Raw genomic sequence first — 23,260 nt, 5'->3', positions numbered from 1 at the left:
GGAACTGCTTTCTGCTTCAGGTAAAACTGGAGGTTTAGAGGAGGGTGTCGGAAATGATGCGCGCGCCGGGGACCGGGCCGTGGACGGCGAGGGCTGTCAAGCCGTAACGCCGCAGATCCGTGGCCAGGCCTTCAGCGGCCACCGAATCATCAGTCAGCAGGGCCACAGTTGGCCCCGAGCCGGAGACGATGCCCGCAATTGCTCCGTGCGACTCTCCGATACCCAGCGTATCGCGCAGGGCGGGCGCCAGTTCAATGGATGCCCGCTGGAGATCATTGACCAGGACCCGGCTCAACGCTTCGGCGTCACCGCTGCGCAAGGCTGTAAGGATCTGCGGGTCCACCCCGGTGGGTTCGGCGGCCATGACGCCGGCCGCTTCCCGAAGGCGGTCAAGGGTGCGGTACACCTCAGGAGTGGGGAGCCCGTAGTCCGCGGTTACCAGTACCCAGTGGGTCTGCGCCTTAGCCAGCGCCGGCGAGAGCTCGTCGCCCACGCCCAGGCCAACCGCTGTGCCGCCAAGGAGGGAAAAGGGGACGTCGGCACCCAGTTCGGCGGCGAGGTGCGCCAACTCTTCCCGCGACAGGCCACTGTTCCAGAGCGCGTCGCAGGCCAGCAGGGTTGCGGCAGCATCTGCCGATCCTCCGCCCATGCCTCCGGCCACCGGCACTCGTTTGGTAATTTCCAGGTGGACCCCGGTGGCGTGCTCGGAGACATCCGCCATGATCGCCGCGGCCTTGTGGGCCAGGTTGTTTCCGTCGAGCGGGATGTCTGCCGCGTCAAGGTCGACCGAGCTGGCCGGGCTGAGGCTGATGGTGATCCCGGGCGTCTCCGTGCTGGTGGCCGCGACTTCCTCGTAGAGGGATACGGCCAGGTAGACGCTGGCAACGGAGTGGTAGCCGTCCGGGCGCAGTGGCCCCACTTCCAGCGAAACGTTCACCTTGCCGGGGGCCTTGACGCGGACTGTCCTGGCGGTGAACCGTCCCGGGGCGCTCATGCCAGTGCCTGCTTGGCTTCCGCGATTCTCGCGAAGGCTTCGATCCCGATGACCTCGCCCCTGGCGGTGGGGTCGACGCCGGCAGCAACGAGGCAGCGCTCGGCTTCCGGCGCCCCGCCGGCCCAACCGGCCAAGGCGGCCCTTAGGGTCTTGCGCCGCTGGGCAAAAGCGGCGTCCACCACGGCGAAGACCTGTTCCCTGGTTGCTGTTGTGGCCGGAGGCTCGCGCCGGGTAAAGGCCACCAGCCCCGAATGGATTTTGGGCGCCGGCCAGAAGACGTTCATGCCGATCACCCCCGCTTTGCGCATCTGGCTGTACCAGGCCGCCTTTACCGACGGCACCCCATAGGTTTTGGATCCCGGACCCGCGGCCAGCCGGTCCGCAACCTCATCCTGGACCATCACCAGTCCGTGCTGGAGGCTGGGGAAGTGCTGAAGGAGGTGCAGCACCACGGGAACGGCGACATTGTAGGGCAAGTTGGCCACCAGTGCCGTGGGCTGCACCGGCAGCTCCGTGACTTTCATGGCATCGGCATGCACCAGGTGGAAGGCCCCCGCGGCCGCAGGACGCCATTCCCTGACGGTTTCCGGCAGTTTGGCGGCCAGCACCGGATCAATTTCCACTGCCACTACCGACGCCGCAGCATCGAGCAGTCCGAGGGTCAGGGATCCCAGCCCCGGCCCCACCTCCAGCACTGTCTCTTCCGGGCCAACATCTGCGGCGGCCACGATCCTGCGGATGGTGTTGCCGTCAATGACAAAGTTCTGGCCGAGGGTCTTGGTGGGGCGGACACCGATCTCCTCCGCGAGCCGGCGTATGTCGGATGCACCAAACAATGGTGCGGGCGCGGGGATTGGTTCAGTCACCTAGGTATCCTATCCCGCACGGTACGGGCGCCCCACCGGGACAATCAGCACGGAAAAACAGAAGTGCCGGCGGCCGGTAGAAAGCAACCCCCGTAAACGGCAGCGGCCGGCCCCGGGCATCCGGGACCGGCCACCGCGCGCCCTCACGGGCGGGGAATCTGCAAGGTCAGCTGGTGGCAGCCCAGCCGCAACCCCATGGCTGCAGGCCGCGCTGTGCGTAGACGCGGTTGGCAATGTCGATCTGCTGGGCCTTGGTGGCAAGGCTGGCGTTGGGGGCGTACGCTCCGCCGCCGGCGCCGATCCAGGTCCGGATATCGAACTGAAGGCCGCCGTAGTAACCGTTCCCGGAGTTGATGCTCCAGTTTCCACCGGACTCACACTGGGCAATCTTGTCCCACATGGCTTCGTTCATCATTGCGGGAGCGGCAGCTCCGGTGTTGGTTCCTGCGGATGCCGCGGCAGCAGCCTGCGCAGCGGGCTTGGGCTTGGTGCCCACAGTGACCTTCTCAGGTACGGGCTGGACGGCAACAGTCTCCGACACAAGGGTCCGGGACGCTTCGCGGCCGTCCACCAGCACCAGCTTGAAGGTCTTCTCCAGCTTGCCTGCGACGCCTTCCTGGGTAACTTCTTTTTCGCCCTTCAGCAGTTTGGCGCTCTCACTGGTGACAGTCTCGAAGGGGACGTCCTCGGTGGTAACCGCCGTCTGGCCGTTGTCAACGCGCGAGACCTTGATGACCATGTTGTTCACCACGTGCGCGTTGGCCGGCTGCGAAGTGCGGTCGTTGGCACCGAGGATAAGGCCCGCGTCCTCGAGGACCTTGCCAACGGTGGCCGCGGTGGTGGTGGCGGTGTCCACCTTGCCGTCGGCAACAATGCTGACGGACTTGGGCGTGGAAATGGAAACGTAGGATCCGGCTACGGAAAGCTGGGCATCCTTGGGCACGGAAACCGAGGACGCGCTCGCGACGCCGAGTTCAGTAACCAGCCCCGCGACGTCCTGCGCGGTGGTGTTCACCGTCGTCTCGGCACCGTCGAGGCTTACCTTGACCTCTTTGGCCTTGTTGACGTTGATGACCGTGCCGTTCTGGACCGACGCATCAATGGACGGGGACACGCGGTCTGCAGGGTTCAGTTCCAGGTTGGCGCTCTTGACCACCTGGCCAACAGTTCCGCCGAACGTCTGCACGGACGAGACCTTGCCGTCAACATTGAGTGTGACGGTCTTGTTATTGCCGACGAAGGCTACGAGGCCCACCACGAGTGCGCAGAGCACCAGCAGCTGCGCGCCAACCTTGATAAAGCTGAACTTGCCGTCCGACGTAAAGAACTTGATCACGATTGCCCGTAACTTTAGGTCCATCCGGGCACGGGGAATCGCGCAATAAAATGCCCGGCACCGCCGCAAAGGGCAATCCGGGCACCGTTGCACCGCCTAAACTCCGCTCAATCGGCAGGCCGGGGCAGCGCCCGGCAGCCTGCTGCAGAAAGAAGTGAATTACCCGCTGGCCTTCCCCGACCCCGGCTAATATCTGACCACTGTAACCGTAGCGTTATAAAGCAACCAACAATTCTGCATACCGGGTATTTATTTGATAACACGGGGGAAACGGCTTCCTAGTCCCAGGATCCGTAGGCCCGTACGGTATTTGCGCTTATTCCTGCGCACATTTCTGCAAGGTCGGTTCCTGTCAATTCGGCCATGGCCCGGACGGTGTAAGGAACCATATAGCTGGCGTTCGGCCGCCCGCGATGGGGGTGCGGAGTCAGGAACGGCGCATCGGTTTCCACCAGGACCAACCCGGGGTCCGCAACTGCCAGGGCCCGGCGCAGATTCGCTGCATTCCGAAAGGTCAGCGTACCTGCAAAGGACATCCACCACCCTTCCTCGTTGCAGATCCTCGCCAGCCCGTCGTCGCCGGAGAAACAGTGGAAAACCACCCGCCCCGGCGCGCCTTCCTCCCTCAGCACCTGGACGACGTCGTCATGGGCGTCCCGGTCGTGGATCTGGAGCGTAAGGTCCAGGCGCCTGGCCATGTCGATGTGGCGCCGGAAGGAGTACCTCTGATGCGCCAGCCCTTCCCCCTCGGTGCGGTAGAAATCGAGCCCGGTCTCCCCGATGGCCCGGATACGGGGGTGGGCGGCGAGCTGCTCAATCTCTGCGAGCGCTTCTTCCAGTTGGCCGCGGGCGGCGTAACGGGGGGCATCGTTGGGGTGCAGCGCCACCGCACCCAGCAGCCGCTCGTCCAGGTCCACCGCCCGGACCGTGAACCGGGACGATTCAAGGTCGCAGCCCACCTGGACTGCTCCCCGGACACCCACGGCGGCGGCGGCATCCAAAGCCGCCTTCACTCCGACAGGGGCCTGCCCGTCCGGGAAGTCAAGGTGCGTGTGGTTGTCCATCACGGGCACCGGAAGGGGTTCCGGAGCGGGCGGAAACGCCTTTGGCCGTGAACTCCCCGGCTCCGGTGCGCCTGCCGTTGCGGGGTCCTGGTAGGCAGCGGGAGGAAGCGAATTGCACATCCGTCCAGCCTAGCCGCGGATGGTCCCGGATATTTGTCGGAACTCTCTGTCTGCTGCGGCAGTTGTGTTAGTAGTCTGGTACGAACACATGCGAACGCCCACCCGACGGGCGAAGGCAGGCCTGCTGTCCCGTCCAGGTGAACCAGCGCTGAAAGGTTGCCGATGGAACCCCACCGACGCACTGCCAACGATGTGAGCGCTGTGAACCGCAACCTGGCGGGGATCGCTGATCCTGTCAGCCATTTGAACGGTCACCGCCCCGCAGCCATGGACGCTGCTTCCTTCCACGCGGCGAGCCAGCGCATCCTCACATCCGTCAATACAGTCATCGATGGGAAATCCGACGCCGCCAGACTGGCGCTGACCGTACTGCTGGCCCAGGGACACCTGCTGCTTGAAGATGTCCCGGGCGTAGGGAAGACACTCCTCGCCAAGACGCTGGCACGTACTATCGACTGCACTGTCAACCGCATCCAGTTCACCCCGGACCTTTTGCCGTCCGATGTGACCGGCGTGTCCATCTACAACCAGTCCTCCCGGCTGTTTGAGTTCCGTCCGGGGGCTGTCTTCGCCAACATCGTCATCGGCGACGAAATCAACCGCGCCTCGGCCAAGACCCAGTCCGCGCTGCTCGAATGCATGGAAGAGCACCAGGTGACAGTGGACGGCAACTCGTACCGGCTCGACGAGCCGTTCATGGTGGTCGCTACCCAGAACCCCATCGAAATGGAGGGAACGTACCCGCTGCCCGAGGCGCAGCGGGACCGTTTCATGGCCAGGATTTCCATGGGATACCCGGACAAGGACGCCGAGATCGAGATGCTCGAGACGCACCAGGCAACCTCGCCCCTGGCCAAGGTTTCCGCGGTCGTCACTGCCGCAGAGGTGGCAGCCATGATCACCACCGTCCAGCAGGTTTACGTGTCCCAGGCTGTCAAGGAGTACACAGTGTCCGTGGGCAGGGCCACGAGGGAAAGCCCGTTGCTTCGGCTGGGTGCCAGCCCCCGGTCAATGCTGCAGCTGCTGCGCGCGGCGAAAGCCACAGCTGCCCTGGACGGGCGCGACTTCGTGCTGCCGGATGACGTCGTCCACGTCGCCGAGGCCGTGCTGGCACACAGGATCATCCTGGACCGGAAGGCTGCTGGTGCCGGGGAGACCCCGCACAGTGTCCTGCGGGGCATCCTGTCACGCTTGCCCGTCACTTCCGGGACCACTGGAGCCGGCACCAGGGCTCCTGTATCTGCCGGCCGGACTGCTGCCCCGGTCACCGGCCTGGGCAGGAACCACTAGGCGGCTACCCATGGCCCTGCTGGACAGGGTGCCCCGGCACCTCTTCACAACACGTGGCTGGGGCATGATTTCTGCCGGTGGCATCGCCCTCGGAGCGGCGTACATCATGGGCCGCAGGGACCTGTTGACGTTGAGTGTGCTGCTCATGGTCCTTCCTTTGGTTTCGCTTGCCGGGATCCGGCTGGTAAAGCCCAGGTTCCAGGTGTACCGGGAGTTCAACCCCTCCCCCGTGGAAACCTCCGCGCCCACCACCGTCCGGCTCGCGGTGGCCCGGACGGGAATCGGCAGCGGCAGCGGCAGGGCGACCATGGAAGAGCGGCTGCCTGCCCGCCTGGGCGAGTCGCCGGCGTTCCGTTTCCCCTCCCGTTCCGCCACCGGCGGCACCAGCCGGTACGAGTACCACCTGCGCTCAGCCCGGCGGGGGCAGTACCTCATTGGCCCGGTGACGGCCGAGTTCACGGACCCGTTCGGCCTTTCGCTGCACCGCCAGGCGATTGACGACGGCGACGTCCTCACCGTGACGCCAGCCGCCGTCGTGCTTCCCCTGACCGGGCTGGCCGGTGCCCGGGGCAACGATGGCGTCACGGCCACCAGGATCCGGGCCAATCCCAGCGACGACGACGTCATGACCCGCGAGTACCGGCATGGGGATCCCATGCGGCGGGTGCACTGGGCTGCCACTGCACGCCATGGCGACCTCATGGTGCGGCAGGAGGAGTCGGTAACCACCCCCGAGGCAACAATCATCATGGACCACCGGTACAGCGCGTTTTCCGGGGGCTCCGGTAACGGTCCGGCCGGACAAGCCGGCCAGGACGGGCACCCCATGGCCAGCTGCGCGACCTTCGAATGGAGCGTTGTGGCGGTCATGTCGATCAGCGCCCATCTGGCGGAGCGAAACTACGCGCTGCGCCTGCTGGACACCGGCGGCGGGCCCGCCTTCCTGCACTCGCCGTCCGCGCCCGAACCTGAGGTTGAGGAGTACAGCGGTGGTGCCGGGCTCCAGTCCATTGGGGAAAGCCTTGCTGCCATCCAGTTGACCGGATCCCATCACGCCCGGCGTGACAATGTCCTTCACGAGTGGGCGGCCCGGGCGGGGGGCGGCGACCGCGCGTCCCATGATCCGGGGCCGGAAGCCTTCGACGACCTCCTCATGGATAAGCTGTCCGCACACCGCATGCGGGGTCCCGTCATCGCGGTGCTCGGAACCATTTCGCGCATGGAGGCCCTTGCCCTTGCCCCGGCGGCAAACTACGCCACCAATGCCTTTGCAATTATCGCTGCTGACAGGCCCGCAGAGTATGCGGACGTCCTGGAGGTGCTCCGCCAGGGAGGCTGGCGGGCAGTGGCAATCGCCCCCTCGGTTCCCGTGGCGGCAGCCTGGAGCCAGTTCGACCAGGATCTGGCCATACCCACCCCCACCGCCGACGTCCGCCGCGGAACGGGGGTGTCCCTGTGACCATGGCACCAGCGCGCAAACACGGGACGGGCCTGCCGTCCGGGACGCCGGGCGAGCAGCCCGCCGCCAGGCCGCCGGTTGGCGCCTATCCCTGGGCCATGGCCGGCGCGATCGCCGTGGCTGTCTGCGGTGCCGGCCTGTCGCTGAACGGCGTGCTCCGGGGCTGGGGCTGGTACTGGCCGGTGCTGACCTCCGTCCTGGTGGTCAGTTTCACCCTGGCCGCCCTCCGGTCCCTGCGCGCGCAGCCCCTGCTGGTGACAGCCGGCGGTTTCCTTTCCCTTGGTGCCATCCTGACGCTGACGTTTTTCCGAAGCTCGAGCTTTGCCGGACTTATTCCCACCGGAGGCAGCTTCGCCGAGCTGGACCGCCTGGTCCGGCGGGCCAGCGAGACTGTTCTCTCCGAGACCGCGCCCGTGGCGCCCAATGTTGGCATCGTCATGGTTGTCTGCGCGGTCCTGGGCCTCGCGGTGATCCTGGTGGATGCACTTGCGCTGCCACTCGGCATGCCGGCCGCTACCGGGGTGGGGCTGCTGGCCATCCTGGTGGTGCCAGCGATGATCAAGCCGCAGAGCGTAGGCTTCTGGGGGTTCGCCGCCACAGTTGCCGGATACCTGATGATCCTTGCCTGCAGCCAGTATTTCGCCCCCGACGCCCGGCTTCAGACCGAGGCCGTCCGGAGTCCGGGCCACTTGCGGCGCGCCGTGCTCACGGGGTCGGTTGCACTTGCCGCAACCCTGGTGGTGCCCCTGGCCATTCCCGGGTTTGACCAGGGCACGTTCCCGCAAGGATCCCGCCTTAATCCGTGGGGCACGTCGACCGGACTGAACCCCATGATCACCCTGGGCAACAGCCTGCGCACCCCTGACGGAAGCGGGCGGATCACCTACGCCACCAATGCATCCGCCCCGCTGTACCTGCGCTCCGTCACCGTGGACAATTTCGACGGCGAATCCTGGGGCCCGGACGACCGTGACGCTTCCCGGCTGCCGATGGGCGGCCGGATCGACCCTGGCTATCCGGTGCTTGCCGACGAACAGCTAAGGCTGGTCACGGCCATCGACGCCGGCAGCTTCAACAGCCCCTACCTTCCCGCACCGTATGCTCCCGAAACGGTCCGCGGGCTGAGCGGCCGCTGGACCTGGGACCCGGCGACCTTGAGCATCAAGGGATCGGGCACCACGACCACACGAAGGCAGGAGTACCTGGTGACGTCCTCCGTGCCCAAACTGACGGCTGCGCTCTTGGATCAGTCCTCGGCAGCAGTCCAGGGCATCCCCGAGGACTTCACCCGGATCCCCGGCAATGTTCCCGACGTTGTGCGCGCCACCGCCGATACCGTGGCCGGGACTGGCACGCCGTACCAGAAGGCGATGGCCATCCAGAAGTACCTGCGTTCCGCCGAGTTCACCTACTCGCTGCAGTCTCCGGTGCAGGGCGGCTATGACGGCAACGGGCTCTCGGTGCTGGCTGACTTCCTGGAGCAGAAGAGCGGATACTGCATCCATTACGCGTCCGCAATGGCCGTTATGGCAAGGCTGGAAGGTATTCCCAGCCGGATCGCCGTAGGCTACGCCCCCGGCAGGCTCACCGGCGCCACCGTTTCCGTGGCCGGTCAGGGGGCCCTGCCCGAATACGAGGTGGATGCGCGTGATGCCCACGCGTGGCCGGAACTTTACTTCCAGGGGCTTGGCTGGGTGCCCTTCGAGCCCACCCCGTCCCGCGGCGTGGTCCCCGAGTACGCCACACAATCATCGGTATCTGCCGCCCCCGACGCACTGGACAACAACCAGGACCTGGTGCCCGGCGCCACACCCGCTCCCGTTCCGGCACCCGGCACCACCCCGCTGCCCGCCCCCGGCGGTGGCGGCGGAAGGGCTGACGGCGGCGTCCAGCTCCTGCCGTGGCTCCTGGGCGCCGGTGGCATCCTGGCGATGGCGCTCCTTGCGGCCGCCCCGAGGATGGTTCGGGCGGGACTCCGGGCACGGCGGCTCCGGCCGCAGGACCCCGGCAAGGCCGTGCCCATGGGATGGCGCGAACTGCTGGACCTCGGCACCGACTACGGACTGCCGCCAGGCGCCAGCGAGACACCCCGGGCCTATTCGGCGCGGTTCCGTGGCGCCCTGCTGGGCGACCGGGAAGGCTTGGACCGGCCCGCGCATGCGGCAGCCGCTGCCCTCACGGAAAACTTCGAACGCCACAGCTATGGCCGCCCGCCCCGCACCATCCCGGAACAGGAAACCGACGACGCAAAGTCACGGGCCGCCCGGGACAGGGCAACCGCCATGGCGGCCGACGTTGCGGCCCTGGAAGAAACACTGCGCGCCAATGCCCCGCTCAGGCGGCGGCTGCAGGCCACCTGGATCCCGCCGTCGGTCATGGGCGGGCTGGGGCGCTTTCTCGCCGCCCCGTTCCGCGCCACTGGCCGCGTCCTGGCCAGGACGGCAAAAGCCGCCGCCCGTTCCTGGCCTGGTCCTTCCAGGCCTGGACCGCGCGACGGCGTCCACCGGCGAAGCGGGGGCTGACCGGCCGCCAGCCGAAAGTGTTATCCGGCGTAGGGGTCGGCGATGCCGATGTACTGCGTGTAGAGGTACTCCTCGATGCCTTCAAGGCCGCCCTCGCGTCCCAGGCCGGACTGCTTGACACCGCCGAACGGGGCAGCCGCGTTTGAAATGACGCCGGCGTTCAGGCCAAGCATGCCGGTCTCAAGGCGCTCGCCCATCCGGATGCCGCGGTTCAGGTCCTTGGTGAAGACGTAGGCCACCAGCCCGTATTCGGTGTTGTTGGCCAGGCGCACGGCGTCGTCCTCGCTGCTGAATGTGATGATCGGGGCCACGGGGCCGAAGATTTCCTCGGACAGGATGCGCGTGCCCTCGGTAACCCCGGAAAGGATGGTGGGCTGGTAGAAGTAGCCCGGACCCTCCACCGGCCCGCCGCCCAGGATGGCTTTGGCGCCTGAGGCAACAGCATCGGAGACGAGTTCATGGACCTTGTCCCGGCTCTTGGCGTCAATCAGCGGGCCCACCTTGGACTCCGGCTCGGTCCCGCGGGCGGTGGTCATGTCCTTCATTTTCGCCGCGAACTTTTCCGCGAACGCGGCGGCGATGGACTCATGCACGATAAAGCGGTTCGCTGCAGTGCAGGCCTCGCCCATGTTGCGGAGCTTGGCGAGCATCGCCCCGGCAACGGCGGCATCCAGGTCAGCGTCCTCGAAGACCAGGAACGGGGCGTTGCCGCCGAGTTCCATGGAGGTGCGCAGGACGGTTCCGGAGGCATCGGAGAGCAGGCGGCGGCCCACCTCGGTGGACCCGGTGAAGGAGAGCTTCCGGAGCCGGGAATCCTTGATCAGGGGGCCGGTAGTGGCACCAGCGGTCGAGGTGGGAATGACGTTCAGGACACCGGCGGGCAGGCCGGCTTCCATCATGACGGCGGCGAACAGCTGGGAGGTCAGCGGGGTAAGGTTCGCAGACTTCAGGACCATGGTGCAGCCTGCAGCGACGGCCGGGGCGATCTTGCGGGTTGCCATGGCCAGCGGGAAGTTCCACGGCGTGATCAGCAGGCACGGGCCCACCGGCTTCTTGGTCACCAGCAGGCGCGACTTGCCGTCCGGAGACACCGAGTAGCGGCCGAAGGCCCGGACAGCTTCCTCCGAGAACCAGCGCAGGAACTCTGCGCCGTAGGTGACCTCGCCGCGCGCTTCCGCCAGCGGCTTGCCCATCTCCATGGTCATCAGCAGCGCGAAGTCCTCGGCGCGTTCGGTGACGAGCTCGAACGCGCGGCGGAGGATCTCGCCCCGTTCGCGCGGGGGCACCTTAGCCCAGGACTCCTGCGCGGCGGCGGCGGCATCCAGGGCTGCGGCACCGTCCTCGGGTCCGGCGTCGGCAAGGCTCAGCAGCACCTTGCCGGTGGCGGGATCTTCGACGTCGAAGGTCTTCCCGGACATGGCATCGCGCCATTCGCCGTTGATGAGCAGGCCAGTGGGGACAGAGGCCAGAAGGGCGCTTTCGCGGTCTGCGGAAACGGCCGGCTGTGCAGTGACAGTCACGATGACTCCCTCGTCAGTTGGGTTGGTGCAGCCCGATCGGCAGCGGCCGGAGTGACCGGCCCATACAGGCTGGATTACTGCCAGACTACTGCGGCGGCTTCCGGCTGGTCTACGCCGTTGCGCACTGCCGCATCATGGCGCTGCTGTGCAGCTGCACAGCGGACCAGGCATCGTTTGCGGGGACCGTCAGCGGGCCGCCAGCACGGCGGAGTACAGTTCCCGCTTGCTCACCCGGACGTCCTCGGCCACCGCTGCCACCGCTTCCTTGAGCCGGATGCCCTGGGCCACGAGTTCGTTCACGGCGGCCACATGGTCCTCCGGCGTGCCGGGAGCCTTTTCCGGCGCCCCGCCCAGGACAACGGCGATCTCGCCCCTGATCTCCGTGCTTTCCGCCCACACCAATAGTTCACTGAGCGTGCCGCGGATGACCTCTTCATATGTTTTGGTCAGTTCACGGCAGACGGCGACGGGACGGTCCGGTCCGAACCGTTCGCGCACCGCCCGGAGCATCACCTCCAGCCGGTGCGGTGCCTCGAAGAACACCATGGTCCTGCGCTCCCCCGCAAGTTCGGCCAGCCGCGACGCCCTCTCACCGGCCTTCCGCGGAAGGAACCCCTCAAAGCAGAAGCGGTCCGTGGGCAGGCCGGACAATGCCAGGGCGGTGAGTACCGCCGACGGCCCCGGAACCGCCGTCACGGTGAGGCCTGCAGCGACCGCCCCTTCAACCAGTCGGAAACCAGGGTCCGAGACCGAGGGCATCCCGGCGTCCGTAACCATGACCAGGGTGCTTCCTGCCTGCACCTGCGCCAGCAGCTCGGCGGTCTTGGTGGCCTCGTTGTGCTCGTGGTAGCTGATAATCCGTCCGGCCACGGTCACGCCCAGGCTCTGGACCAGGCGGTGCAGCCGGCGGGTGTCCTCGGCGGCCACGATGTCAGCGGTTCCCAGCAGTTCCACCAGCCTTGCGGAAGCGTCCCCGGTGTTGCCGATTGGAGTGGCGGCAAGCACGATGCGCCCGGGAGTTGCCGGGCCGGAATCTGGAATGGTGCTGGGGTTAGGGTCCACGCCACCAGCCTACTGCTGCGGAGGACTACCGGCCGCAAACGGTAGCATGGGGCTCGTGACGCAGACCTCGACGCGGCCGGGCGGGACCGGACACGCCGCCCCCACTGCAGCAGGCAGGGAAGCAGGGGGGACACCAGGCAGTCCGGGGAGTACCGCACAACGGCCGTGGGTCAGCCGCCCGGCGGAGGCGTTCACGGCGGAATCCCTCACAGCCAGGCTCCTCGGAAGCGTCCAAACGTGGCGCGACTACCCGCCGTCGCTCCGGCTGTGGCTCCTGCTGGTTCCCGTCCTGACTGCCCTCGTCGGCGGGATCCTGCGCTTTGTCCGGCTCGAGGCCCCGCCCAAGCTGGTCTTTGACGAAACGTACTACGTGAAGGACGCGTATTCCTACCTGGTCAGCGGCTACGAACGCAGCTGGCCGGACAAGGCCAATGACGCATTCAACTCCGGAAACCCCGGAGTGCTGCTGGACTCCCCCGAGTACGTGGTCCATCCGCCCGTGGGCAAGTGGATGATCACGGCAGGTATGTGGCTTTTCGGCCCTGACAACCCGTTTGGGTGGCGCTTCTCCGCCGCACTGACCGGCACCTTGTCCATCCTGCTGCTGTCGCTGATCGCCCTGAAGCTGTTCCGCTCCCTTTCGCTGGCGGGAGCCGCAGGACTCCTGCTGGCCGTGGACGGCCACCACCTGGTGATGTCCCGGACCTCGCTCCTGGACATCTTCCTTATGTTCTGGGTTCTCGCCGCGTTTGGCGCCCTGCTGCTTGACCGGGATGACGGCCGGCGCCGGCTCGCGGTCCGGCTGGCCCGGGCTGCCGCAGGAAACGGAGGCATCCCCACGGCGGACCACCTGCTCTCCGGCCCCTGGCTGGGCGTCCGCTGGTGGCGGGTAACGGCAGGAGCCTGCCTGGGGCTCGCCGTCGGGACCAAATGGTCCGGCCTGTTTTTCCTGGCCGGGTTTGGACTCCTCACCGTCCTGTGGGACCTAAACGCCCGGCGGGTGGCAGGCATCCGCGGCTGGATCAGCGGGGGCGTCATCAAGGACGGCATCCCGGCATTCCTCAGCACGGTTCCAGTGGCCGGTGTCGTCTACGCGGCCGCGTGGACAGGCTGGTTCCGGTCCGAAAATGCGTACTTCCGCCGGTGGGCCGAGGGCAACCCCTCCGCCGAGTGGGGCTGGCTGCCAGACTCTGTCCGCTCGCTGGCCCACTATCACCGGGAGGCCTACACGTTCCACCAGGGCCTGGGTTCGGAGCACCCGTACGAGGCATCTGCCTGGAGCTGGCTGGTGCTCGGCAGGCCGACGTCGTTCTTTTACGAATCGCCCCAACAGGGCACGCCCGGCTGTGCTGTGGAAAAATGCACTTCCGCGATCCTGTCCGTGGGAAACCCCCTGATCTGGTGGGGTGCAGCCGTATCCCTGGTGGTCCTCCTGTTCTGGTGGGCCGGGCGCCGGGACTGGCGCGCCGGTGCGGTGCTGGCCGGCGTGGCCGCGGGATACCTGCCGTGGTTCCTGTACCCCGAACGGACCATGTTCTACTTCTACGCGGTGTCCTTTGAACCGTTCCTCATCCTGGCCCTGACGTACTGCCTGGGGCTCGTCCTGGGCAGGGCAGCCGACCCGCCCTGGCGCCGCCGTTCGGGGCTCTACCTGGTTGCCCTTTTTGTCGCTGCCGCAGTCCTCCTGTCGGCCTTCTTCTATCCTGTCTGGGCTGCCGAAACCATTCCGTACGAGGACTGGAAAGTCCGGATGTGGATGCCGTCCTGGATCTAGGGCAGGATGGCATCAGACCCCCAACGGAGCCGCTGCCGCGGCGTGGCAGCGGAAACGGAGACCTGTTGTGAGAGAAGCGAGCACCGAACTGCTGGTTGAGCTTGACGCCGCCAGCAACGTCACTGACCTGCTGCTGGAGCAGCATGCGGCCAACCCTGCCCACGCCCTGTACCGCAGGAAGGGACCCAACGGGTGGGTTGACGTCACAGCACACAAGTTCCTGCAGGATGTCAGTGCCCTGGCCAAGGGCCTGATCGCCGGCGGCATCGAGCCGGGCGACGCCGTGGCCGTGATGTCCCCCACCTCCTACGAATGGACCCTGGTCGATTTCGCCATCTGGTTTGCCGGCGGCGTGACGGTCCCCATCTACGAGACATCCTCCGCACGCCAGGTGGAGTGGATCATGCAGGACGCCGGCGTGCGCCGCGTTTTTGCCGGGGACCGGGCCACGGTGGACCTTGTCACCAATGTGCTCGCCGGCTCCTCCCTGCTCCGGGACCGGCTGGTCAACGTCGTGCGGATGGATTACGACGGCGAAGCGCCGGACCTTGCCAGCCTCGCCGCTGCCGGCGCCGGGGTTACCGACGCGGAGCTCGAGCGGCACCGCAGCCGCGCCGGCCTGGACGACGTCGCGTCCCTGGTGTACACCTCAGGCACCACGGGAAATCCCAAGGGCTGCGAGATCACGCACGGAAACTTCGCCCTGGTGGCGAAGAACATCGTGGCGTTCCTTCCGGAACTGCTGCTGCAGGACCAGGCCCGCACCCTGATGTTCCTGCCGCTGGCCCATGTCCTTGCCCGTGCCGTGCAGGTGGTGTGCCTCTCCGCCGGGGCCACCCTGGGCCATACACCGGGAGCCGCCCAGCTCCTCGAGGACCTGCGCAGCTACCGGCCCACTTTCCTGCTGGTGGTGCCGCGGATCTTCGAAAAAGTCAGGGCCAGCGCCGCCCACAAGGCTGCCCTGGCGGGCAAGGCCTGGCTCTTCCGGGCCGCCTCGGCCGCGGCCATCGAATTCTCGCAGGAGGAGGATAAGCGGAACCGCGGGAAGGGCAGCGGTCCCGGGCTGCTGTGCCGGGTCCGCCGTGGAATCTTTGACCGGCTGCTGTATCCCCGCCTTCGACAGGCCCTGGGCGGGCAGGTGGGGTATACGGTATCCGGGGCAAGTCCGCTGGCCCTTGAGGACGCCCACTTCTTCCGGGGTGCCGGCATCCCGGTACTGGAAGGCTACGGGCTGACCGAAACCACGGCGCCGTGCACCGCCAACACTCCCTCGCGCACCCGGGTGGGCTCAGTGGGAATACCCATCCCCGGCACCACCATCCGTGTAGCGCAAGACGGTGAAATCCTGGTCAAGGGGATTGGCGTCTTCAAGGGCTACCATGCCAACCAGGCCGCGAATGCCGAGGCTTTCGTTGACGGGTTTTTCCGGACCGGCGACCTCGGGGAACTGGATCCGCAGGGATTCCTCACCGTGACGGGCCGTAAGAAGGACCTCCTGGTCACAGCGGGCGGCAAGAATGTGGCGCCGGGCCCGCTGGAGGAAAAGATCCGTTCGCATCCGCTGGTGGCGCATGCCGTGGTGGTGGGCGATGGGAAACCCTTCGTCTCCGCGCTGGTCACCCTCGACCCCGAGGGCGTGGACAACTGGCGCTCGGAACGGGGCCTGCCCGCCCTGGCGGCCAGCGACGCGACCAAGGACCCGGACGTCCTCGCGGCAGTCCAGGATGCGGTGGACCAGGCGAACCTGCTGGTATCCAAAGCCGAGTCCATCCGGAGCTTCTCGCTCCTCGACGCCCGGTTTACCGTGGAGTCGGGGCACCTGACCCCCTCCCTCAAACTGAAGCGTGCCGCGGTTGTTCGTGACTACGGCGACGAAATCGCCAGGCTGTACGCCTGAGCCCGCCGGCCCGGCTGCGTGGAGCCGGTTGCCCGGACGGCGATCCTGTCCTGCCTACTCCTGGCCTGCCGCCGGAGCCGGTTCGTCCTTCACCAGTCCACGCCGCCGGCGGGTGGGCCAGGTGAGGATGAGCGTCAGGAGCGACGTCAGCAGGACCAGGGCGGCGATCACCATGCCGGCATCTATCCAGAACTGGCCCGGGAACAGCCGGATCAGGGTGTCATCCATGCTGAAGGTCCAAGTCCCATCGGCGAAGAAGATCCGGTGGAACTCGGTAAAGAACTGCTGCCAGCCCAGGAACGCCAGCGTCCCGAGGCCCAGAATGAGGACCAGGGTGACAAGGGAACCGGCGAAAAGTCCCCGCCGGACGCCCCCGGTGCTTCGCTTGCGGAGGTAGAGGACGGCGATGAGGCCCAGCAGGAGCAGCAGGGCACCTGCGCCGAAGGTTGAGAGGATCACCAGTTTGACGTCCGCCATGTGGCTGACTTCGCCGTCCTTGAAAAGCTTCTCGCCGCCGCGGTGCACCAGGTCTCCCAGGTAGCGCGGGCCGGACCAGTTGCTGAGGTAATCCACTGCATAGGAGCCGTAGGTCATCCGGTCGTCCGTGCTGAACCCGTACCCGTCGCCGGGGAATCCGGGGCGGTTGTATTCAACCCATAGGAACAGCGGACTGGTCACCGCCCGGACAGCCAGGATCAGCAGGATCACCGGGAAGAATATCGCAAGCAACACCTGAATGACGCGCGGCGCCACCGGCTTGGCGTTCGCGGCACTTTCCCGCTGGGCATTGCGGCGCTCCACTTCCTCCTCCGGCGGGCGGACCTGCAGAGCGGATGTGGCAAGGGGCTCCCTGAATACCGGGGAACTGCCCCCGCCGTCGGGGTCGGCGGCAGCTTCGGCTGCTTTCCGGTCCGCCCGGGTCTCAGGCCGGCCGGCGCCTTCCGGGACCCTTGGCTTGGCTTGTTCATCGCCTGCGGAACCGGTGCCCTTTGTCCCAGCGGTGGCGGCGGGAGCGGCGGAACCGTCAGCTGTGGATGGGACGGGGGCCGCGGAGGCCGGGGCGGGCGAGGACCCGGATGTTCCGTTGGAATCGCTGGCTGCATTGGAGCCGCTACCCTGGGTCAGCCAGGAAAACGCAGGCTCGTCGGAGTCCCGGGAGGTATCCAGGAGCGGTTCCGGCTGCGGCTCCGGGCTTTTGGCGCGGGCCGGTGTTTCGTCTTTCACAGCAGGTCACTTCCGTCGAATGTCCGCGCCGGGCCGGGGTCAGCAGGCGCGCTTTACCTGTTGACGAGCCTACCGTCCGCGCCTTCGGCTGGGCGAGGAACCACCCCGGTCGGATTACAACGATTCAGGCAGCGATTTCCGGGTAGCCCGCGTCCTCACGCCGGAGGTCCCCGCGTTCTCCGGCCAGGTACGCCGGCCTGCCGCACTTCAGCACGTAGAGCCAGTAGGCAGCCAAAACTGCGGCGCCGATGGCAATCTTGGCCCACACCGGCAGCGCGCTGGGAGTGACAAATCCTTCCACCAGCCCGGAGACAAACAACACCAGGACCAGGCCAAGGGCCACGGTGATCAGGGACCTGCCCTCCTCGGCCACCGCCCTGCCCCTGGTCCTCGCGCCTGGTGAAACCATCGCCCAGAAGATCCGCAGGCCGGCGGCACAGGCGATGAAGACTGCGGTGAGTTCCATCAGGCCGTGCGGCAGGATATAGCTGAAGAAAACGTCGGTTTTGCCTGCGGCGGCAAAAATACCGGCGGCGACCCCCACGCCCTGGGCATTGCTGAAGAGGATCATCGGAACCCAGAAGCCCGTAATCCCCAACGCGACAGCCTGCGCACTGATCCAGGCGTTGTTGGTCCACACGGCGCCTGCGAAGGACGCAGCCGGGTTTTCGGAATAGTAGTTGATGAAGTCTTCCTCGACGTACTGCCGGGCCGCGGCCTCGGACGCCACTGCCCGCAGCGCTTCCGGGGACGTGCCAATCCAGAGTGCGTACGCCGCACCGATGAGGGTGAAGGCCGCGCCGCAGGCAAGCGTGAGCCAGGTCAGGCGGTAGAACGCCGCCGGAAGTGCCACCACGAAGAACCGTGCCAGGTCCGCCATGGGGTTGGACCGCGCGCCGGTGAACCGGGTCCTCGCCTGCGCGAGGGTGGCGGACAGGGAGGCGGAGAGCCCGCTTTCGGGGGCGACCGAGCGGATCAGGGACAGGTGCGCCGACGTGGACTGGTACAGCGCCAGCAGTTCATCGGCCTCGCGGCCGCTGAGCCTGCCCTTGGAGGCAAGCTCATGCAGCCGTGCCCACTTGTCCGCGTTGACGGCGGAAAAGGCGTCCATATCCACGGGACCAGCCTAGCGCTACCGCACTAGACTGTGAGCGACCACACCGAAAGCCTTGAGGAGCGGGAAAGAACTGTGAGTTCGATTGTCACCGGCGAGGCCGTGGTGCTGGAACTGCGGCCGGCGTCCTTTGCCACCCGCGCCCTTGGCCTGCTCCTTGATGTTGCCTTCAGCGTCATCCTGCTGGTGGCGATCCTGTTTGGCCTGTCAGCTGCCGGTGAGGGCCTCGACGAGGCGGCTACGCGTGCCCTGATCCTGGTGGGCGTGGTCTTTTGCCTGGTGATTGTTCCTGTAGGGGTGGAGACGCTGAGCCGCGGCCTGTCCCTGGGCAAGCTGGCCACCGGCCTCCGGGTGGTTCGGGAGGACGGCGGCGCCATCCGGTTCCGGCATGCGGTCATCCGCGGCCTGACCGGATTCCTGGAGATCTACCTGACCTTTGGGGGGATTGCGCTGACCGTTGCGCTGTTCAATGACAAGTCGCGCAGGCTGGGTGACCTCATGGCCGGAACCTACGCAGTCCGTACGCGGGTCCCCGTTGAGCAGCCGGTTCCGGTGTTCGTTCCGCAGCGGCTGAAGGCGTGGGCTGCCGCCGCCGATATCGGAAGGATCCCCGATGCGACGGCCCGCAGGGCTACCCAGTTCCTCCGCCAGGCAGCGCGGATGGCCCCCCTGTCCCGTTCGGAAATGGCCTTGTCCATCGCCACCGAACTGTCCGCCCACGTGGCTCCGCCCCCTCCCCCCGGTACCGGGCCGGACGACTACCTTGCCGCCGTCGTGGCTGAACGCCGCAACCGTGAGCTGACCCGGCTGGCCCAATCGCGCCGGCGCAACACCGGGACGGGCGAGCGGCTGCAGCGGCTGCCTTTCGGCAGCTGACCGCTAGTTGTCGTACTCACTCCAGGGAATGTTCCAGTCGCCGAACCCGTCGTCGTGGGCGGCGTAGTCGCCCTCGGTGTTGACGATCTGCACCACATCCCCGGTGCCCATGTTGTCGAAGACCCAGGCAGCACCGTCGGGAGCAAACCCGATGCAGCCATGCGAGACGTTCGTGTTGCCGATGAACGGATAGGCCGACTCAAGGGCCTGATGGATGTAGGCGCCGCTGAGGGTGAGGCGGATGGTGTATTCCACGTCGACGTCACCGTAGTAGGCCGGATCGTCGGGTTTCAGGCCGATGCTTGAGGCCCGGAAGTGGTCATGCCGCTTCTTTTCCATCAGCACGCCGTAGCCACGGGCCGACGGGAAGCGCTTGTCCCCCATGCTTACCGGCAGGGTCTTGACCACCTGGTCGTTGACGCTCAGCGTGAAGGTGTGTGCAGCGGCGTCGGCAACGGCCACCTTCTTGTCGCCGATGGAGATGTTCACCTTCTTGTTGAAGTTGGCAATCTGGCCGTTGCCCAGGTCCACACCGAAGAGTTTCATGTCCATGCTGATGGTGGAGTTGGCGGCCCAGAAGTTCTCCGGCCGGTACCGGACCATGGTGTCGCTGTACCAGTGGAACGCGCCCGGCTGGCCGGCGCTGCTGGTGATGGTGATGGCCTTTTCCACGGCTTCGCGGTTGACCACCGGCTCGCTGAAGATGACCTGCAACGGCTGTCCGACGCCGACTTTCATGCCATCAAGCGGGTAGATGGCGGCGTCCGCCTCGTGCGTGCTGGATACGGTGCTGAAGGACTGCGTGGTGCTTGTTTCGCGGCCCGCTTCGTCCTTGACGACATACGTATAGCTGTAGTCGGTGTTGAACTTGAGCGGCCCGGCTGCGGACCAGCCGGTGCCCGCAGCGTCAATGCGGCCCTCGATGATTTCACCTGAGGTGCTGGTCAAGGTGACGCGCTCGATGGTGCCGTTGGTTACCTTCAGCGACACCGGGGCCGCCGGATTCACCTGCTTAGCACCGTTGGCCGGCGCGGCGTCGGACTTGACGGGAGCAATAACCGGCGAGGCAATGCCAGGGGAAGTCCGGACTGCGGATCCCGCTTCGGATTCGATGGCGCCCCGGGCGATGCCCGGCGCAACCGCCGCGAAAACGCCGCCCATGGCGGCAAGGACGCAGACAGCCACCACGAGGAGGATTTTCTTGAGGGTCCCCGGACGGCGGGACTGGACTTCGGGCTCCATATGTTGATCCTAGGGGCAGAAAGTAACGGCCCGGGCGCAGTGGGCGCCCGGGCGCTTTACTTCTTAGTAACGATAATGCTCGGGCTTGTAAGGGCCGGCGACGTCAATGTCCAAGTACTCGGCCTGGTCCTTGCTTAGCTCTGTCAGCTCAACGCCCAGGGCATCCAGGTGCAGGCGGGCCACCTTTTCGTCCAGGACCTTGGGCAGCACGTAGACCTGGTTCTCGTATTCGCGTTCGCCTTCGGGCTGGTCCTTCTTGGTCCACAGCTCGATCTGCGCAATGGTCTGGTTGGCGAACGAGTTGCTCATGACGAAGGACGGGTGGCCGGTGGCGTTGCCCAGGTTCAGCAGGCGGCCCTCGGAAAGGACAATGATGGACCGGCTGGCCTCGCCAGTGGCAGGATCCTCCTCGAAAACCCATTCGTGGACCTGCGGCTTGATTTCGACCTTCTTGATGCCGGGGACCCTCGCAAGCCCTGCCATGTCGATCTCGTTGTCGAAGTGGCCGATGTTCCCCACGATCGCCTTGTTCTTCATGCCGGCCATGTGCTCCGCCATGATGACGTCCTTGTTGCCCGTGGTGGTGATGAAGATGTCGCCCTGCGCGAGGACAGACTCCAGCTTGGCCACCTGGTAGCCGTCCATCGCGGCCTGCAACGCGCAGATGGGATCGATCTCGGTAACGATGACCCGTGAACCCTGGCCTCGCAGCGCTTCCGCGGCGCCCTTGCCGACGTCGCCGTAGCCGCAGACGACGGCGACCTTGCCGCCCATGAGCACATCCGTTGCGCGGTTGATGCCGTCCGGGAGCGAGTGGCGGATCCCGTACTTGTTGTCGAACTTGCTCTTGGTGACGGAGTCGTTGACGTTGATGGCCGGGAACAGCAGCTTGCCCTGTTCGGCGAGCTGGTACAGGCGGTGGACGCCCGTGGTGGTTTCCTCGCTGACGCCCTTGATCGTGGCTGCCGTCCGCGTCCACTTCTTCGGGTCCCGGGCCAGGGAGCGGCGCAGGACCTCAAGGAAGATTCCGTACTCTTCGGAATCAGTGGGATCAGCGGACGGCACGTTGCCCGCTGCCTCGAACTCCACGCCCTTGTGCACCAGCATGGTGGCGTCGCCGCCGTCGTCCAGGATCATGTTGGGTCCCAGTTCGGGGTCGGATTCCGCGCCCGGCCAGGTGAGGATCTGCTCGGCTGTCCACCAGTACTCTTCGAGGGTTTCGCCTTTCCAGGCGAACACCGGCACACCCTGCGGGTCCTCCACGGTGCCCTTGCCAACCACCACGGCGGCGGCGGCTTCGTCCTGGGTGGAGAAGATGTTGCAGGAAGCCCAGCGGACCTCCGCGCCCAGGGCGGTGAGGGTTTCAATCAACACGGCTGTCTGCACTGTCATGTGCAGTGATCCTGCGATCCTGGCGCCCTGGAGCGGCTGGGTGGGCCCGAACTCCTCGCGCAGCGACATGAGCCCGGGCATTTCGTGCTCGGCAAGGCGGATCTGGTGGCGGCCGGCTTCTGCCAGGGTGATGTCGGCAACCTTGTAGTCAAAAGTCATGGATGGTCCTTAATTCGTTCCGGAGGCAGAGTCATGTTGGTCTGATCCTGCCGCGGAGGCTGCTGCCAGCAGCTCGGGGGGCAGGAGCAGCGGTATGCCGTCCTCGATGGCGTAACGCGGCTTGACCCCGGATTCCGCAGCGACGGCGGCAACCAGTTCCTCGCCTTCCTGCACCAGGGGAGAACCGGTCACGGGACAACGCAGGACGGACAGCAGTTCGGGACTGATCTTGGGCATTTATTGGTGCTCCCTGGCGGGCGCGCTCGCGCCGGTAGCGGACTGATGTGCAGCTTCCAGCCTACCGCCACATGGATGTCAGGAGGGTTCACGCAGGACGCGCAAGTGTCCCCTGCGGGTGCCCTCGGCCCCGGCCGGCGCCTCAAGGGCTGAATGGGGGCCGCGCTGCAGCGGCGGCTGCTTCGCCTGGCTGGGCAGGGCCGCAGCATCCCGGACGGCATTGGCAAGGGCGAGCAGGTCGTCAGGGCCGGGCTGCTGGGGAGTCGACGGCATGGCGAGTCGCAGGACCTCCCAGCCCCGCGGGACCGTCAGGGAGCCGGCATGCTGCTCGCACAAATCGTAACAATGCGGCTCGGCGTATGTGGCCAGGGGACCGAGGACTGCTGTGGAGTCCGCATAGACGTACGTCAGGGTGGCCACCGCCGACTGGCGGCAGGCAGATCTTGAACACTGACGGATAGCTCCCACGACATCCCAGACTACTCCGTATCGCCGCGAAAACAGCGCATTGCCGCCCCGGGCCGCCGCGTCCGTGCCCCGGGCAGAATGTATCGCATAAAAGTTCCCCCGGGTTTACAGTCAATGTATGCAGTCATCGAACCAGAAATCAGGTTTCACGGTCCGGTTGGCTGATCCGGATGCCCGCAGGGATCCAGGGACCGGCTCACCGGGCAAGAGCTTCGCTATGCGCCGCCGCAACCGGCACGGACGCGGGCTGCGCGGGGAAGTGATGCTCCCAACCCATCCCGGCTACCGGACCCGCTCGGACCGCTTTGATGACATGGTGATGGATTCCGCCCAGCGGCTTCACGACATCTGGGGCAAGACCCTGGACGGGGTCCGGTTCGGCGTGGACGAGATCCCGCCGGACCTGGAGCAGTTGGCGGCCGGCACTTCCCCCGCTCCCTTGGGCTCCTATGCTCCCGCTGCGGACGGGGAAGGACCCATGATTACCGTGTACCGGCGCGTGGTGGAACAGGCGAGCCCCGGCCCGGAAGAGCTCCAGGACCTGATCCACGACGTCGTTGTGGAGCACACCGCCGAAATGCTCGGAGTGGCTCCGGAGACGCTGGACCCGGTGTACCGCCGCCGGTACTGAGCCTGCCGCTGCA

At 66.6% G+C, this 23,260-nt stretch carries 19 protein-coding genes; 7 read left to right on the top strand and 12 right to left on the bottom strand.

Annotation, left to right across the window (positions count from 1 at the left end):
• Positions 1–34: 34 nt before the first annotated feature.
• The 4 genes from C3B78_RS05945 to C3B78_RS05930 all read right to left on the bottom strand — a co-directional run bounded on the left by C3B78_RS05945 (position 35) and on the right by C3B78_RS05930 (position 4,380).
• On the bottom strand, positions 35–994 hold the full coding sequence (locus C3B78_RS05945; RefSeq protein ID WP_104997249.1) for a 4-(cytidine 5'-diphospho)-2-C-methyl-D-erythritol kinase: 960 nt from the start codon (positions 992–994) through the stop codon (positions 35–37).
• Positions 991–1,860 (bottom strand): 16S rRNA (adenine(1518)-N(6)/adenine(1519)-N(6))-dimethyltransferase RsmA, encoded by an 870-nt coding sequence (gene rsmA, locus C3B78_RS05940; RefSeq protein ID WP_104997248.1) that lies wholly within the window; start codon positions 1,858–1,860, stop codon positions 991–993. Before rsmA ends, C3B78_RS05945 begins: the two co-directional genes overlap by 4 nt.
• A gap of 166 nt (positions 1,861–2,026) precedes the next feature.
• On the bottom strand, positions 2,027–3,220 hold the full coding sequence (locus tag C3B78_RS05935; RefSeq protein ID WP_234005537.1) for a resuscitation-promoting factor: 1,194 nt from the start codon (positions 3,218–3,220) through the stop codon (positions 2,027–2,029).
• Positions 3,221–3,474: 254 nt separating this feature from the next.
• Positions 3,475–4,380 carry a TatD family hydrolase gene (locus C3B78_RS05930; protein ID WP_104997246.1) on the bottom strand — a complete coding sequence of 302 codons (906 nt, stop codon included), beginning with the start codon at positions 4,378–4,380 and terminating at the stop codon, positions 3,475–3,477.
• Positions 4,381–4,542: 162 nt separating this feature from the next.
• Between C3B78_RS05930 and C3B78_RS05925 the strand changes: the two genes are divergently transcribed.
• From C3B78_RS05925 to C3B78_RS05915, 3 genes are read left to right on the top strand one after another with little or no spacing between them, the layout of a single operon-like run.
• Positions 4,543–5,670, top strand: a complete 1,128-nt coding sequence (locus C3B78_RS05925) for an AAA family ATPase (protein ID WP_104997245.1) — start codon at positions 4,543–4,545, stop codon at positions 5,668–5,670.
• A gap of 10 nt (positions 5,671–5,680) precedes the next feature.
• Positions 5,681–7,129 carry a DUF58 domain-containing protein gene (locus C3B78_RS05920; protein ID WP_104997244.1) on the top strand — a complete coding sequence of 483 codons (1,449 nt, stop codon included), beginning with the start codon at positions 5,681–5,683 and terminating at the stop codon, positions 7,127–7,129.
• Positions 7,126–9,651 carry a transglutaminase TgpA family protein gene (locus C3B78_RS05915; protein WP_104997243.1) on the top strand — a complete coding sequence of 842 codons (2,526 nt, stop codon included), beginning with the start codon at positions 7,126–7,128 and terminating at the stop codon, positions 9,649–9,651. The genes C3B78_RS05920 and C3B78_RS05915 overlap by 4 nt, the downstream gene beginning before the upstream one ends.
• Positions 9,652–9,671: 20 nt before the next feature.
• On the opposite strand, the gene C3B78_RS05910 is transcribed toward C3B78_RS05915, so the two are convergent.
• Positions 9,672–11,171 carry an NAD-dependent succinate-semialdehyde dehydrogenase gene (locus C3B78_RS05910; protein WP_104997242.1) on the bottom strand — a complete coding sequence of 500 codons (1,500 nt, stop codon included), beginning with the start codon at positions 11,169–11,171 and terminating at the stop codon, positions 9,672–9,674.
• 186 nt (positions 11,172–11,357) lie between these two features.
• On the bottom strand, positions 11,358–12,233 hold the full coding sequence (gene rsmI, locus C3B78_RS05905; RefSeq protein ID WP_104997241.1) for a 16S rRNA (cytidine(1402)-2'-O)-methyltransferase: 876 nt from the start codon (positions 12,231–12,233) through the stop codon (positions 11,358–11,360).
• Positions 12,234–12,279: 46 nt separating this feature from the next.
• On the opposite strand from rsmI, the gene C3B78_RS05900 reads away from it, so the two are divergent.
• Together C3B78_RS05900 and C3B78_RS05895 are read left to right on the top strand one after the other, a co-directional pair.
• On the top strand, positions 12,280–14,007 hold the full coding sequence (locus C3B78_RS05900) for a dolichyl-phosphate-mannose--protein mannosyltransferase (protein ID WP_104997240.1): 1,728 nt from the start codon (positions 12,280–12,282) through the stop codon (positions 14,005–14,007).
• Between the two features lie 67 nt (positions 14,008–14,074).
• The gene (locus C3B78_RS05895) at positions 14,075–15,904 is read left to right on the top strand and encodes an AMP-dependent synthetase/ligase (protein ID WP_104997239.1); all 1,830 of its coding nucleotides are present in this window, start codon (positions 14,075–14,077) and stop codon (positions 15,902–15,904) included.
• A 54-nt stretch (positions 15,905–15,958) separates the two neighbouring features.
• Here C3B78_RS05895 and C3B78_RS05890 read toward each other — a convergent pair whose 3' ends face one another.
• Entirely contained in the window at positions 15,959–17,128 is a 1,170-nt protein-coding gene (locus C3B78_RS05890) for a TIGR01906 family membrane protein (RefSeq protein ID WP_104997238.1), read from the bottom strand.
• A 124-nt stretch (positions 17,129–17,252) separates the two neighbouring features.
• Entirely contained in the window at positions 17,253–18,245 is a 993-nt protein-coding gene (locus C3B78_RS05885; RefSeq protein WP_199775344.1) for a stage II sporulation protein M, read from the bottom strand.
• 72 nt (positions 18,246–18,317) lie between these two features.
• Between C3B78_RS05885 and C3B78_RS05880 the strand changes: the two genes are divergently transcribed.
• Entirely contained in the window at positions 18,318–19,118 is an 801-nt protein-coding gene (locus C3B78_RS05880) for an RDD family protein (protein ID WP_104997236.1), read from the top strand.
• 3 nt (positions 19,119–19,121) lie between these two features.
• Here C3B78_RS05880 and C3B78_RS05875 read toward each other — a convergent pair whose 3' ends face one another.
• The 4 genes from C3B78_RS05875 to C3B78_RS05860 all read right to left on the bottom strand — a co-directional run bounded on the left by C3B78_RS05875 (position 19,122) and on the right by C3B78_RS05860 (position 22,616).
• Positions 19,122–20,360 carry a L,D-transpeptidase gene (locus C3B78_RS05875; RefSeq protein ID WP_104997235.1) on the bottom strand — a complete coding sequence of 413 codons (1,239 nt, stop codon included), beginning with the start codon at positions 20,358–20,360 and terminating at the stop codon, positions 19,122–19,124.
• Between the two features lie 63 nt (positions 20,361–20,423).
• On the bottom strand, positions 20,424–21,911 hold the full coding sequence (gene ahcY / locus C3B78_RS05870) for an adenosylhomocysteinase (protein ID WP_104997234.1): 1,488 nt from the start codon (positions 21,909–21,911) through the stop codon (positions 20,424–20,426).
• Positions 21,912–21,920: 9 nt separating this feature from the next.
• Positions 21,921–22,148 carry a Trm112 family protein gene (locus tag C3B78_RS05865; RefSeq protein WP_104997233.1) on the bottom strand — a complete coding sequence of 76 codons (228 nt, stop codon included), beginning with the start codon at positions 22,146–22,148 and terminating at the stop codon, positions 21,921–21,923.
• A gap of 78 nt (positions 22,149–22,226) precedes the next feature.
• A complete protein-coding gene (locus C3B78_RS05860; protein ID WP_104997232.1) occupies positions 22,227–22,616 on the bottom strand; it encodes a DUF3499 domain-containing protein in 390 nt (129 codons plus the stop codon).
• A gap of 118 nt (positions 22,617–22,734) precedes the next feature.
• Between C3B78_RS05860 and C3B78_RS05855 the strand changes: the two genes are divergently transcribed.
• A complete protein-coding gene (locus C3B78_RS05855) occupies positions 22,735–23,247 on the top strand; it encodes a metallopeptidase family protein (protein WP_104997231.1) in 513 nt (170 codons plus the stop codon).
• Positions 23,248–23,260 lie beyond the last annotated feature (13 nt).

Source organism: Arthrobacter sp. PGP41, from assembly GCF_002953935.1.
In the GTDB taxonomy this organism is placed as follows: Bacteria; Actinomycetota; Actinomycetes; order Actinomycetales; family Micrococcaceae; genus Arthrobacter.
This window is presented reverse-complemented; position numbering and strand designations above follow the sequence as displayed.